The 13,519-nt window shown below is 42.7% G+C and carries 9 protein-coding genes; 8 read left to right on the plus strand and 1 reads right to left on the minus strand.

Annotated features, from left to right (window positions below; translation table 11 throughout):
- Window positions 1-66 precede the first annotated feature (66 nt).
- Window positions 67-2,688, minus strand: coding sequence for a chloride channel protein (locus tag VB713_RS17780; protein WP_323312845.1), 2,622 nt, complete (start codon window positions 2,686-2,688; stop codon window positions 67-69).
- 445 nt (window positions 2,689-3,133) lie between these two features.
- On the opposite strand from VB713_RS17780, the gene VB713_RS17785 reads away from it, so the two are divergent.
- The 8 genes from VB713_RS17785 (at window position 3,134) to VB713_RS17820 (ending at window position 13,493) form a co-directional block, all read left to right on the plus strand.
- Window positions 3,134-3,868 (plus strand): response regulator transcription factor, encoded by a 735-nt coding sequence (locus VB713_RS17785; protein ID WP_323312846.1) that lies wholly within the window; start codon window positions 3,134-3,136, stop codon window positions 3,866-3,868.
- A gap of 818 nt (window positions 3,869-4,686) precedes the next feature.
- Window positions 4,687-5,739 carry a hypothetical protein gene (locus VB713_RS17790; RefSeq protein WP_323312847.1) on the plus strand — a complete coding sequence of 351 codons (1,053 nt, stop codon included), beginning with the start codon at window positions 4,687-4,689 and terminating at the stop codon, window positions 5,737-5,739.
- A 72-nt stretch (window positions 5,740-5,811) separates the two neighbouring features.
- On the plus strand, window positions 5,812-7,200 hold the full coding sequence (locus tag VB713_RS17795) for a hypothetical protein (protein ID WP_323312848.1): 1,389 nt from the start codon (window positions 5,812-5,814) through the stop codon (window positions 7,198-7,200).
- A 3-nt stretch (window positions 7,201-7,203) separates the two neighbouring features.
- Window positions 7,204-7,866, plus strand: a complete 663-nt coding sequence (locus VB713_RS17800; protein WP_323312849.1) for a hypothetical protein — start codon at window positions 7,204-7,206, stop codon at window positions 7,864-7,866.
- 43 nt (window positions 7,867-7,909) lie between these two features.
- A complete protein-coding gene (locus VB713_RS17805) occupies window positions 7,910-9,268 on the plus strand; it encodes a hypothetical protein (RefSeq protein ID WP_323312850.1) in 1,359 nt (452 codons plus the stop codon).
- 53 nt (window positions 9,269-9,321) lie between these two features.
- Complete coding sequence (locus VB713_RS17810) at window positions 9,322-10,482, plus strand: hypothetical protein (protein ID WP_323312851.1); 1,161 nt, start codon at window positions 9,322-9,324, stop codon at window positions 10,480-10,482.
- A gap of 47 nt (window positions 10,483-10,529) precedes the next feature.
- Window positions 10,530-11,249: a peptidoglycan recognition family protein gene (locus tag VB713_RS17815; protein ID WP_323312852.1), complete on the plus strand. Its 720-nt coding sequence runs from the start codon at window positions 10,530-10,532 to the stop codon at window positions 11,247-11,249.
- Between the two features lie 243 nt (window positions 11,250-11,492).
- A complete protein-coding gene (locus VB713_RS17820; protein WP_323312853.1) occupies window positions 11,493-13,493 on the plus strand; it encodes a phospholipase D-like domain-containing protein in 2,001 nt (666 codons plus the stop codon).
- The last annotated feature ends 26 nt before the right edge of the window (window positions 13,494-13,519 follow it).

Raw genomic sequence — 13,519 nt, forward strand, 5'->3', positions numbered from 1 at the left:
CCCAAGGTGTTACCTGATGTTATCGGATATTTTTCTTAAATCTTCGCTGAATGCTAACTGCGATGCTCAAGGATTTAAACTACCTCTGACTAAAACTACTGTACTTTCAACACCAGAAGCAATAGTTTCAGGAATATTACCTTGAATAGCTTGTTGTAATAATCCCTCACGGGAAGCACCTAAAACCACAACATCATAACCTTCAGTTTTAACTAAATTAATTAATCCTTCAGCAATAGAATCAGCTTGTATAGGTGCAGCCACAACGGTACTGTGTAAATTACGATGACGCATTAATTGACGAGTTGATTCTTCTAAAACTGTCATATCTGGCTTTAATTCCGATGGTTTAAAGACTTGGGTGAGGCGAATTTGAGGATTATTTCCCAAGGTAACAAAAGCCGGTAATAATTTAATTGCTATCGGTGCATTTGGTCCTCCGGCCATTGGTACTAACCACCGATTAAAATGATTAGTATCAGCAATATTCCCTAACTTAACTAAGACAACATCACAGGAAGCTTGCCGAATTATAGTATCAACGACAGTACCGAAAATCCTACCGGGAGTGGAAGTGTTACCTTTCCAACCCATAAAAATCAAGTCTATGTGTCGTTCCTTAATAGTTTCTAAAACTGCTTGGGCAACATCATGGGCTACTCTAATCTGCGTATGGATGGGAATATCCCATTTTTTGGCTAAATTTTCGGCGTGTCTGAGTAAGCGGCGACTTTTGGCGGTTCTGACTTGTGTTTCAGATGGGGAACTATGACGAGATATGAGGATGATTTGTAAACACTCTATTTCATAATGGCGATCGCGGGCAATGGTAGCGGCCATTTGTAATAGAGTCTCTGCTGTGTCTGGGTTGGCGACTGTCACTAATAATCTGCCTCTACCAATACTAGGCGATCGCGTCTGGTAAACTACATAAGATGGTTCCGGTTGGGGACCGGAAACCCCAGTTTCACAATTAATATGATCTACTTCTGCCCGAATAATATCTGCACGGGTAATAATTCCAATCATTTTTTGCCCATCTACCACTGGTAAACGACTGATTTGATAACGATCCAGTAAATATAAAACATCACTTAATTTTTGCTTAGGTGTAACTGTAACTGGCTGGGGTGTCATGATTTCTTTTAAGGGAATATCTCGACTTTCACGTGTTTTCTGTAAATCTGATTGAGTGATAATTCCCACTAATTTACTTTTTTCTACTACGGGAAAACCCCGATGATGAGAATTAGAAAATGCTTGGATAACTTCATCTACAGACATCTCTATATCTAGAGTTTCCACCCGTTGCTGCATTACATTTTCGGCTGTTAACTGGGTTAATATTCCTTCAATGGGAGCATCTTTTTGAATTTTGATGCCATTTAATTCTAAAAGTTTGTCATAGAGTGACCCAGGAACTACCTTATCTGCAACTAAATAGGATGTTACCGAAACAATCATTAAAGGTAATACTAAATTGAAATCTGTAGTCATCTCAAATACAATCACAATTGCCGTCATGGGGACTTTAGAAACAGCACTAAAAAATCCCCCCATTCCCGCTAAAGCGTAGGTAGTAGGAGAACCTAAACCCCAAAGTTGAGACTCAAACACCCCTACTATATGTCCTAAACAAGAACCTAAAATTAGACTTGGTGCAAACAAACCTCCCGGTGCGCCAGAACCAAAAGCAATTAAGGTTAAAATAAATTGGGAAATGAAAGTAATTGCTGCTAATAAAAGATTAGGTTGACTAGCAATCATATAATCCCGTAAACCAGCATTATCACGATAATATTCTGGGAGTAAGGACACAATTAAACCCGAAAGTAACCCAGCTAAAGCTATTTTTATTGGTAAGCTAATGTGTAATCTATTATAAATTTTAAGACTTAAAAGTAATCCCTGATTAAATGCTACGCCTAGCAGCCCAGCGACAACACCTAATAGTAAGAAAACAGGAATTTCTAAGAGGGAGAACTTACTATAATAATGCATCAATTCCAGGTTTAGTTGCAAACTTCCACCGCCTAATAATCTGGAAATTACCCCACCGATAAAACAGGCGATAATAGCAGTTCCTAAAGTTAGTCCTGATAAATCTTGCAATAACTCTTCAATAATAAATAATACTCCCGCAATGGGGGCATTAAAAGCAGCAGCTAACCCCGCCCCCGCCCCTGCGGCAATCATTTGTCGCCGATGTTCTGGGGAGGTAGGAACCCAACGACTCATTCCCGCAGCTAACCCCGCCCCAACTTGGACTGTGGGGCCTTGTCTACCTAAAGTGATACCCGAACCCAAGGAAATGATTGTGCTGAGTAACTTAATCAATGCTACCCGCCAGGATAGCTTCATGGGTATATTTGCCAGGGTAGCCTTGACTTGAGGAATACCACTACCAGCAGCTTCTGGTGCTAACCTTTGCACTAACCAACCAGCCAAAAATCCGAAAACCATACCTATAATTGGCAAAGTCAGCCAAGCTGGTAAAAATTGGGTGCTATGAACGCGCCAAGTTCCCAACCATCCTGAACCCTGTTTGAGTAACACAGCAGATAAAGCTGCGACAAGACCAATAATACAAGCTTCGGCGTTGGCGTAGCCCATAGAAGATATCGCGAAACCTCTTCTCGGCTGCCACAAGTTGCGAAAGCGTTGAGTCAGCATCTGAGGCAAAAACATAAATTTTAATTTTAATATTCAATTGACATAGCAATCCTAAATGATATTGGCAAAACTTTAAGCTTTTGAAGATTGCTGCCAAGTTATAGTTCTAAATTGGTGATATTAAATTTAATTAACTACTGACTCTATTCCCAATAAATTAGGACTTACGCACTACGCACGTGATACAAAAAATATAGGTTTAAGATTGCTTCTCAACCGTGGCAATGATGCCAATAAGTTAATCTTGCGTAAGTCCTATAAATAAGCAAGATAGTGAAAAAAACACAAAAATTGTCCAAATTTCATGGCGAAATTCAATATTGCTGGAGCATTAACTATTTTAGGTGTATTCCAAAAATTAAACTGTGTGAAATTTCGATATGCGGAATGTAGATGCGAATGATTGACTGATTATATAGGCCTAAGTTCTTTAGTCTGAAGTTCTCTTGGAGAAGAAATCATGGAAAATCTAGATTTACTGGCATCTCTGAGTTCTCAAAACCCTGCATACCATGCCAAAAAATCTATCCTAGCTAATTCTTACGTAAGTATTGTTAGCAACAGTCATTTACTGAGGGAAGCAATCACACTATTACTGCAACCTTACGAATTTATTGATGTTGACAATAATTACACTGATAGTATAAGTATTGTTCCAACTATTACAACTGCTGCCAAGCATTTAGTTTTAATTGATAACGGTATTGGGCAAAATGCAACCAGAACCAAGATTCAGGAATGGCGATCGCTTGAACCATCACCCTATGTAGTTGTAGTGGAACTAAAAAATGAGATTGATTTAATTTTGGATTGTATTGAAGCCGGCGCACATGGTTACACTTTACAGGGAGCATCTAGTCTAGAAATTATCCAGTTGATTGAGCAAGTTTATCAAGGAACTACTCAGTGTTCACCAGAAGTCACTACCAAACTTTTTGAGCGACTAGCACAGCCGATACCTGTGGAGAAATCCCCCGCCAAGCCCTCGTTAACTCGCCGTGAACAAGAAGTGTTGCATTGCTTAACTAAAAATTATAGCGATCGCGAAATAGCAATGGAATTATTTGTCGAAGTACGTACAGTCAAGCATCATGTTCATAATATTTTACGAAAATTCAAAGTTAAACATCGCTGGGATGCAGCTAAATTAGCACTCCAAAACAGTTGGTTAGATATTTCTTCTGCAAGCAACTGATAACAAAGATATATACACTCAGGATAAATAGGTTAACGTTAAAAATTATTGTTGAGATCACTTAGGGAGCAAGGGAAAAAGGGTTTTATTCTGCTTACCTACTTAAATTAGCAAAAACAGTTGCATAAATTGCCAATGTAGCAATCTTATTTGATTTATGTTCACGTAGTGTGCTGGAGGCATCATGGATTTTTGAAACCGTATCTCTGACGAGAGGTATAAGCCATACCGCAGAGGTGGAGAAAAAGACGTGTTCATATCTTAATTTAGGATTGCTATATCGATCTTGGATCGATCAAAAATATGGATCTTTTTTTAGATAAAAGCTGTTTCTAGATCCATACCCTCTGTAGGTTTACTTATGACATAATGATAGAGAAATACAAGGAGAGATAATCTTTAACTTTTCAGATTGATGTAGTAATTGTCAATCTCCTGATTGTCTAATGATTAGCATCAGTATAAAGGAGTTATTCACTAAAATAATCTTCATTCTTTTTCCTCTTAAACGCAGGTCTTGTTGCGGAGAAAATCAATGAATAATAGATATGTCAATGGTAGTGGTATTCCTCCAAAGTGTAAGAAAACAATACCAAAGCTGCCTATGAAGCAGCATCCAAAATATTAGCAGCAGAAGTAAGTTATCTAAATTGTGTGAGCTGATAGCCGTTCACTGAATGCTTACTCAATATTGATAGCAAATTATATGTCTCTCGTCTTTGGTAATTCACAAATAGTAGCGAGATGTATAGTCCGCAATGCATTTTGCAAAAGCGAATCATTTATTAATCAATTCACCTTGAAGGAGAATATTCAACATGGCAACTCAACATCAAGCAATGTTTGAAACACCCGCGTCCCATTACAATCATTCCCAGACAAATCCAGAGTTTGAAAATGAGTGGGAAGATAATTCTGAATTTGAAAATGAGTGGGAAACCAATACTTATAATAACTCCGGATTTCCAAATCAAATGGAAGCTTCCCAGATGGAATTTGAAAACGAATGGGAAGGTAATCCTGAATTTGAAAATGAATGGGAAACAAATGATTACGGCAATCCCGAATTCGAGGATGAATGGGAAACAAATGATTATAGCAACCTTGGTATGACCGAAGAAGGTGAGTACTTTTGGAAAGGGTTACGTAAATTCGGTAAGAGGTTAGGCAAAGGGTTTCGTAAATTCGGAAAACTAGCCCTTCCCTTAGCAAAGAAACTAGCTGCACCTGCTGCTAAAGCCTTGGTAGGGATGATTCCGGGAGTTGGAGCAGTAGCAGCTCCCCTAGCAGGAAAACTCGTAGGTAGCCTGGTACGGGAAGCAGAGATGGAAGTTGCTCAAATGGAAGCAAATATGTTTGGCACCAATGAAGCCGAAGCAGAAGTAGCTAATAATGAAATAGCCTATGAAGCGGCTTTAACAGAATTTTTAGCGGATCAGGCGGCTGAATCGCCAACAGAAGCAGAAGCAGAAGCAGCGATCGCAGCTACATTGCCCATTACTGTCAGCATGATGGGTGGCAAACGCGCTCTCCGTCCGGTTATTCCTGTCATGGCTCAAGCTACGGGAAGACTGACGAAAATCATGAGTCAACAAGGTCCGGCTGGTAAACAATTGCTACGAACTATCCCTAGTATTCAACGTCAGGCAGTCGCTACCCTCAAAGCCGCAGCACGTTCAGGTCAACCGATTAATAGTGCTACCGCCGTCCAAGCTATGGCATCTGCTACCAATCGAGTTCTCAGTAATCCCCAAAAGGTACAACGGGCAGTGGTACGTAATGCTGTGATCCGCCAACGGACTGCACCTCCCCATCCTGGTCATGTAGCCAATAGCAAGAAATGTCCAACTTGTGCGACAACAGTGCGGTAAAAACCCACAAAAATACGAGGAGGTAGGGTGAATCTGTGCATTTACCCTGACCATGAATAAAGGAAAGAAAGCATGGCAAGTTCAGCATCACCAGTGGCTAGTCAAAACGGAAAATCTTCAGGAGCGATCTGGCAAGGAGCATCTGGGCAGCACATCGGAGCAGAAACACCAAGCCATCGGCAAGAAGCACAGACGCTGAGTGAACAAAAATTATTAGACAACTGGTTGAATATCCAATCTATTAATTTGTGTCGCCATGCCAAAGCTTTGCGCCCTTTTATTAAAGATGAGTTTGGGACTGGGGTGGCTGCTCCCAGTGAAGGACATATCGAAGCAGTAAATCGGTTAATTGATAGATTTCGGACTCAGTTAATTGAAAAAGCGCGTTGGGTAGATGCATCTGCCCAGTTTGCCAGAAGGGAACCAACTAGCGATCGCTTGCAAATCTTGCTAGAACGTAAAGAAAGAGTTAGTAATCAAGTCCTCTATTTAGAAGGAATTTGGGACTTTTACTTCGATATGTTTGTGCAACGATTGTCTACCTTTGGGGAACGTTTGCGAGCGATCGACCGCATTGCAGTGGGATGTTATGAAAAAGTCTATGTCGGTTTAGGTACGGCCAAACCAGTTCCCAGTTTACTGCCATTCAGCTATGCCGATAGTGGTTTTAGTCCCTACACCATCCGTCGGAATGTGCCAATGCAAAAGTTGCGGCATAATCCCAACCTGTTTCCGTTGATTGTCATTCCCCAACATCGACTAGACAACGTATGGGCATTATCGAGTGTGCTGCACGAGGTATCTCATAACCTCCAGGCAGATTTAGGACTGTGGGAAATTATCCCCGTTCAAATCTATCAAAGACTGACAACTCAAGGAAATATTCCCCCAGAAGTCGCACAAGTTTGGTCGCAGTGGCATAAAGAAATGATGGCAGATATGTTTGCACTGCTATTGGGTGGGCCAGGGGCAATTGAATCTTTGATGGATGTCGTTGGGCGATCGCTTGCCAGCACAGTCCAGTTTAGTTCCATGTCTGTTCATCCTACCCCTTATCTCCGCACCCTGATTAACCTGATTTTGCTGAAACGATTGGGACTTAAAAAGATGGCATCGGATTTAGAGCGCATTTGGCAACGACTTTATCCGCGTGTTACGGCTGAAGATATTCCCGCCATGTTTATGAAAACCTTTTACCCAGCGGCTGAACTGGCTGTAGATACGATGGTTTTCCAACCTTATCCACAGTTTGGCAATAAATCAATGGCACAGGTGGTCAATTTTGGCCCCGCTCAGTTGGACTTAATCCAGCAAGCAGGACAACGGCTGGCTAAAGGAGAAGACCCCGGTACGATTCCAGTCCGGCTGATGATTAGCGCCGCTAGGTTTGCACTAGATCGTCAGTTAGCCAAACCTCAAGCAATTACCGACAACTTTTACCGCATTATCGGGAGACGATAACCCATGCCACAACTAACTCCACAGGATAGAGAGAGTTATCAGCATCTGTATGATGCAGCCCAGAAATTAGACACTGAAATTGGTTCCTCTAGTTTGGCGAGTTTAGAAATTTTAAAGGGATTGACCAGTACATTTTTTGACAAATTAATTACACCAGAAGACCTTTCTGGTTTTGAGGAATTGCAATCACAGGTCGCACTGACGGGTGGCTATTTGACGATGGTTCAGCTTTTTGCAGAAGCGATTGAAGAGTCCCAAAATAAACTTTACATCAACATCAACCAAGCCAGTCAAAAGCTATTGAGGGAGTATACCCAACTCAAGGTGTCTTTAGAGGCAGTAGATGAAGACTTTCTTGATGATGTGACAACAATCTGTTCAGATCCCTTATTTCTGGGGTTATTGACAGACACAACCGGCTTAAAAGTAAAAACTTGGACTAACCAGATTTTAAGCGATCGCACTCCAATACTTGATGATAGTCAAGTTCAAGGGTTAATTAATGCCTGGGGAACGGCAGTTGGGGCATTTGCTGAAGATGCGAGGAAACAAGATGCCAGTGTTTATCCTGGTGAAACAGAAACGATCGCTCATTTCTTTTGTATTCATGATCAGCTAGAAGGGCTTTACAGTGAACTTTCCACTGCTGTGGCATTGAATAGCTAAAAGCGAATACCTCATTTATCAAATATGGAAGAGATACTCGGCTATGAAAATAACTAGCACATTTTTAAATCGCAAACGAGCGCAGCAGTTTAAAGTATTACGTACAGGATTAATCGGACAACTTTACCCAACTCAACTGACATCAACGATTGAGTTACAGAATAATCAAGTATTGCTGTTGAGTGACTTGGTGAGTAGTTTTAAGCGATTTGCTGGTAATCAACAAACAACTTACGATAACCGACCTATTAGCGATCAACAAATTACTTACGACGGCTCAGGACAACCTAGTGCCACAACTACTGCAAATCGGTTAGCGCGGCAAGTGGATAATGCGATCGCTCTGGCATTTCGCAAAGCCCCTGGACGTGTGGCTACCAATTTCATTGATGCTCTAGATGCTGCCTTTCCTAGTCCCAATAATGGACAATTGGTTGCCCTTCCTACCCGCAGTCAAAATTTGCTACTTAATCCCAATAACGACAATCGTAAAAGTCTGGAAGAACTCTCAACTCGGCAATTAGGACTTTACCGCCAAACCAGTGTCATTGCTACTGATGCTCTGAAAATCTTAGATGAGTTGCAGACTTTTGTCTCAGAAGCAGACATTGAGCGATTTGAGGCATTGCGATCGCTAATTCAATCTCAGATAGTCTCTTTAGTGGAGGAATTTGGACGAGCCGATGAACCACGTTCAGTCAGAGTTGTAGCCACACTGCGATCGCTTCAGGAATACGTGATTGAGTTGGGTGAACAAGGTCATTTCAATGACCCTTTATTGGCAGCCACAATTAGTGACGACGATCAAATCGCTAAGTTTGATGTCTTAATTAACTACGTCAAACTAATTAGTCGCAGTTGGTCAGAGTACTACAACGCAGAAAAATCAGGTCGAGTTTACTCAATTAGTGAACGGGCAGATCGTGCCAGAGTTATCTTACCCATTGTTTCACAGGCAAATCAAGACTTGAGCAATGCCTTGGAATCTGTGGGATTGACCCCTAGCGAACGCCGTTCTCGAGCTTATTTATTCACAACTCTGCAATCCCCTTTGATTGAGCTTCCTGAGAATAATGAGGGAAGAACTGTAGTTATAGAAAATCAAATTTCTGCATGGCTACCAGATATTACTGTCAGCGACTTACAGGACTGGTTGGCTCGATTCGCAAATATGGAAGCACCGAATGCTCTAAATAGCGTTTATGGCATTGATTTCGTTACCGATCAAGCCGATCGCTTGTTTTGGACGATCGCTCCCATTGTTGCACATATCAAAACCACACGCTCCCTCAACCCAGGAGGACAGTCAACCCTAGCTCAGATTCTCTCCAATGAACGAGTCAGTTTGGCATTCGACAATCTCTTAAGCCAGCTTAATGCCCTCGCAGATCTGGCTGTCTGATGGTTGTAAAGACTCGATATCGCCAGTAATAGCAAGACAATTGGGAGTTTTTTATGACTAAGACCAAAGAGTATGACAAGCGCAACGATCAGATTGCCGAATTGTTGCAAGAATCAATTAAAAATTTAGGGCCAGAACTGATTGCAAATCCAGAACTGGCAGAAATTCTCAATCGCAAGATTGATGAACAAGTTAACGAATTCTATGCCACCCAAAATGGTAAAGATGCACCTGTTGATGGTGGATTAGCTGACCTGATTGGATTGGGCAAAGATGCGCCGGCAGAGTTGGGTGAAACCCATATATCGCGGGGTGTGGTGGATTACGATGATACTGTCACCAGCGATCGCATTCTCGCCACCGCTGACCTTTACTACCTCTACATCCACGAACGGTTAGGTGTGTTCCGCGTTATCAACAAGTTGCAAGAACTGTTTAAAGCCGGAACTTTGCGGATTTCCAGTGGTGAGGGTGCTTACGGACTGTATCGCTTCGATAAACACAATATTTTGCGTTATCATCAACGCGATCGAATGCAAGCATACCGCCGTGTCTTCGGCTATACCAGAGCTAATCCTAGTAATGGAGCGCGTCCAAATACCCAATTTCATGGATTATTTACCCACTTTATTGGGGAATCTGCCAAATACTGGCGCGATAAGCGCGTTAGCGAGGTGATTAGGGAACGGGCAAATGATCCGACCTTTGGCTCAGTAGCGATCGTGCGTCGGGCTGGACTCGACCTCCGCAATAACATGAAAAATGCCTCCTACGGCTACATCAATGTGCTGCGGGTTGAAACTAGTCAGGCACTTGCCGAAGCCTTCAAGGTATTAAATTCTCCCGACTTGAAAGCTCAGTTTGGTGCAGATAACGCCTGGGACATGATCGAGCTAGTTCTGTGGCAATACTTCCACGAATCAGTCCACGCCAGCACTATGAACAGAATGGCAGTTAGTGGCAGGGAAATCATTCGCTGGTTAGCAGAACCCTTCGTATTGCAAAAGAACCGTACTGACTTTGAAACCCTACTCTATCGTATTGCTGAATACTCAGAAGAGTGGCTCTCCAGTATGGAAGGAATGCAAATGACCCGCCCAAGTCCCCCACCCCGCCAGGTTTATATGCAAGGATCACCACGTAGTAGTGCCAGACCAGATCCAGTCTTTGGGCGATCAAATGGGTTGATGCCTGGGTCGAAAGTCATGGGTTAAGTAGCGATCGCATCAGTTCAGATTACATCTTTTGAGGAGATTGTCTGATGAAACAACAAAACCAATGGTTGTTTGAGGTTCCCCCTATTCGGGAAATGCCGGAAATAACTGCACCAAATCTGGAAATAAACAGAGATTTTGGTGGAATAATCAACACGATATCTAGTATTGCGCGTGGCGCGTCGAACTTGTTCAGCACTCGGATTGAGGATCGCACAGCGTTTTCCCCCAAAGATAAACGTAAAAATCTGAGGCGTGGCAATGTTTACGCCCTTGTTCTTCATCAAATGGCTTTCAGTCGCGGTGACGATATCAAAAAATACGATCGCGTTACTGCCCATTTTATCATCACGCCAAACGGTGCGATCGCTCAACTCCATCCCATTTCTGCCTACCTCTATACCTCCAATGGATTCAATAAGCATAGTGTGGCGGTTGAATTTGCGGGAAACTTTCCCAGCATCAGGGGCAAGTGTTGGCAGCCCAAACCTCCAGCCAAATCCCACGGTTGCCACACACTAACCTCTGCTCAAATTACAGCAGGTCGCTTTTTAATTCAGTATTTAATCTCGAAGACTGGACTGACGCACGTTCTCGCCCATTGTCAATCCTCTGCCACTCGCGCCAATGATCCAGGCCCAGATATCTGGTATCACGTTGGTCAATGGGCTGTAGAAAATCTGGGGATGAAGGATGGAGGAGCAGGATTCAAAGTTGGCAATGGTAGTCCCATTCCCGACTCTTGGCGAACCTGGGGGAGACGATAAAACACAGCTAATCAACAAGAGATTACTAATTCGATCTTGCGATCGCTAAGTAGGTAGGCGCAAAAAAACAGAAGTATGTAACGAAACGTAAAGTTGCCTCAAAACCTCTTCCCTCCTGCCTTCTGCCTTCTGCCTCCTGCCTTGTCTCAACGATAAATATTTATGCCCACCTACTTAGACTCATCCCAAATTAATCTATCACTCACTTATTTGGCAAAAATCGTCACTCCCAAGGAATGAGCTATGAACCAACAAAGCCAATGGTTATTTGAATCTGCGCCACTTTTAGAAATACCTCACCGCACCTATTCTTCTCCTGATCAAAACTACGACAATAATCCAGAGTTGATGGAGTGGGAAACACAGGCAGGTATCCTCCAATCAGCCCAATTTAGGGGAGATCAGCGTCTACAAGCTGCCGCCAATAACAATCCACCATTAAAAAAAGGTCAGCGCGGCAGTGCTGTACGTAAGTTACAACAAGTATTGATTGATTTAGGCTACCCGATGGCAATCACGACAAAACAAAGGACTCAGCCCGCAGATGGTATATATGGCAATGAAACCGTAGCAATAGTCAGAAAATTTCAACAACGATATGGCTTGCAACCTGATGGTATTGCCGGACGACAAACGCTGACAACCCTTGATCGATTGTTGATTAAAACGCCTTCCCGTATTCCCCCTCGTGTCCCTCCTCATGTGCCTCCCCAAATTCCCGATCAATGGAAAACAGCAATGGGTGGAACAAAAGTGCGATCGGGTAATCAAACTGAATTTTTGATTGACGGACGGCGAACGTTTGAAGCAATGGTCAAAGCTATCCGCACAGCGACGAATCAAAATCACTATATCTACTTGTTAGGGTGGTGGTTAACCGATAACTTTCTACTGATTCCTGGTTTTAATCCCCGCGATCCGAACTCACCACCACTAACTCCTGGTGATCCGTCATTTTTGCCCCGTGATCCCAATTCAGCGATCGCTAAACTCTTCGCAGATGCAGCTAGTCGTGGTGTCCAAATTCGAGTCATGTTATGGGATCAATTTGGTACTCAAAATACGGCTGAAGTCAAGCGAATTAACAAACTCAGAACAGGCGGTGCCATCTTAGATAACGAAACGCTCAATTATGGTAGTCATCATCAAAAGGTGTTGATTATTAAAGGCAGTGAAGGCTTAATTAGTTTTTGTGGCGGAGTAGATATTAATCCTGATCGTCTGCATATTACCCCCAGTAGTGGTAGCTCTAGCCCTAGTAGTGGTGGACAAGGTGCGCCTCTCCATGATGTTCATTGCCAGATTATCGGGCCTGCGGCTCATGATTTGTTAGCGACATTTATTCAACGCTGGATGGCTCATCCTGAACACAAAGATATTGATAAAAATAAAGGAGGATTATTAGGTTTAAGGGAACCTGTTCCGTCTGCAAAAGGAACGCATTTTGTGCGAATTGCCAGGACGTTTAATCAGATTGGTTCTCGAAAATGTCAGAAGGCCAGATCAATCCGCACTGTTATGACGGGATTAATTCGAGCCGCCCGTAAGTTTATCTACATCGAAGATCAATATCTAGTCAGCATGAAAGCAGCGGCTGAGTTACGCAACGCACTACCGCGAATTCAACATCTCACAATTGTGATTCCCCATTCTAGTATTTCCGATTTGCCACAGGTATGGGCAAGACGCAAGGCGTTTATTGATTTACTAAAAAGTAGTCCTCATGGGCATAAAGTTCGCGTTTTCTATTTAGTGAATCCGGCTTCTGGAACATTTGCAGCCTTTACCTATGTCCATGCCAAAACGTGGATCTTTGATGATGAAGTTGCTGTGATTGGTTCTGCCAACTGTAACCGCCGGGGTTGGAGTTATGATAGTGAAGTTATCGCAGCAATCTACGATGGCTCACCTGCTGCTAATGGTCACATTCCCTTTGCCCAAAAACTGCGAATGGCTCTATGGTCAAGACATCTCAATGTTTCGTCTTCAAAAGTTCAAGATGGGTTAGTGAGTGCGGCTTTGTGGTTAAGACCAGTTGTTGGAAGTTGGATTCGTCCCTATAACGAAAATGCTGGCACTGATCCTGGATGGCATAAAAGATTGTCTTGGGATTCTAAGATTGATCCATCGGCTGATTCGCTTCCATCCTGCACAGGAGGTGTAGAAACGGAAGTAGCTATTCCTTATGCAATGGTGAGTGAGTTTCATCCCTATCAATTAGAAAAAACTCCTATTTTGCGGTAGCACCTGATGATGATTGATTACCATTC

The organism is Anabaena cylindrica UHCC 0172 (genome assembly GCF_034931625.1).
Classification (GTDB): Bacteria; Cyanobacteriota; Cyanobacteriia; order Cyanobacteriales; family Nostocaceae; genus Anabaena; species Anabaena cylindrica_A.

Bases quoted from the DNA above. Each gene is read 5' to 3' on its own strand.
- VB713_RS17780 (WP_323312845.1), bottom strand. From the start codon at position 2,688: ATGTTTTTGCCTCAGATGCTGACTCAACGCTTTCGCAACTTGTGGCAG.
- VB713_RS17785 (WP_323312846.1), top strand. From the start codon at position 3,134: ATGGAAAATCTAGATTTACTGGCATCTCTGAGTTCTCAAAACCCTGCA.
- VB713_RS17790 (WP_323312847.1), top strand. From the start codon at position 4,687: ATGGCAACTCAACATCAAGCAATGTTTGAAACACCCGCGTCCCATTAC.
- VB713_RS17795 (WP_323312848.1), top strand. From the start codon at position 5,812: ATGGCAAGTTCAGCATCACCAGTGGCTAGTCAAAACGGAAAATCTTCA.
- VB713_RS17800 (WP_323312849.1), top strand. From the start codon at position 7,204: ATGCCACAACTAACTCCACAGGATAGAGAGAGTTATCAGCATCTGTAT.
- VB713_RS17805 (WP_323312850.1), top strand. From the start codon at position 7,910: ATGAAAATAACTAGCACATTTTTAAATCGCAAACGAGCGCAGCAGTTT.
- VB713_RS17810 (WP_323312851.1), top strand. From the start codon at position 9,322: ATGACTAAGACCAAAGAGTATGACAAGCGCAACGATCAGATTGCCGAA.
- VB713_RS17815 (WP_323312852.1), top strand. From the start codon at position 10,530: ATGAAACAACAAAACCAATGGTTGTTTGAGGTTCCCCCTATTCGGGAA.
- VB713_RS17820 (WP_323312853.1), top strand. From the start codon at position 11,493: ATGAACCAACAAAGCCAATGGTTATTTGAATCTGCGCCACTTTTAGAA.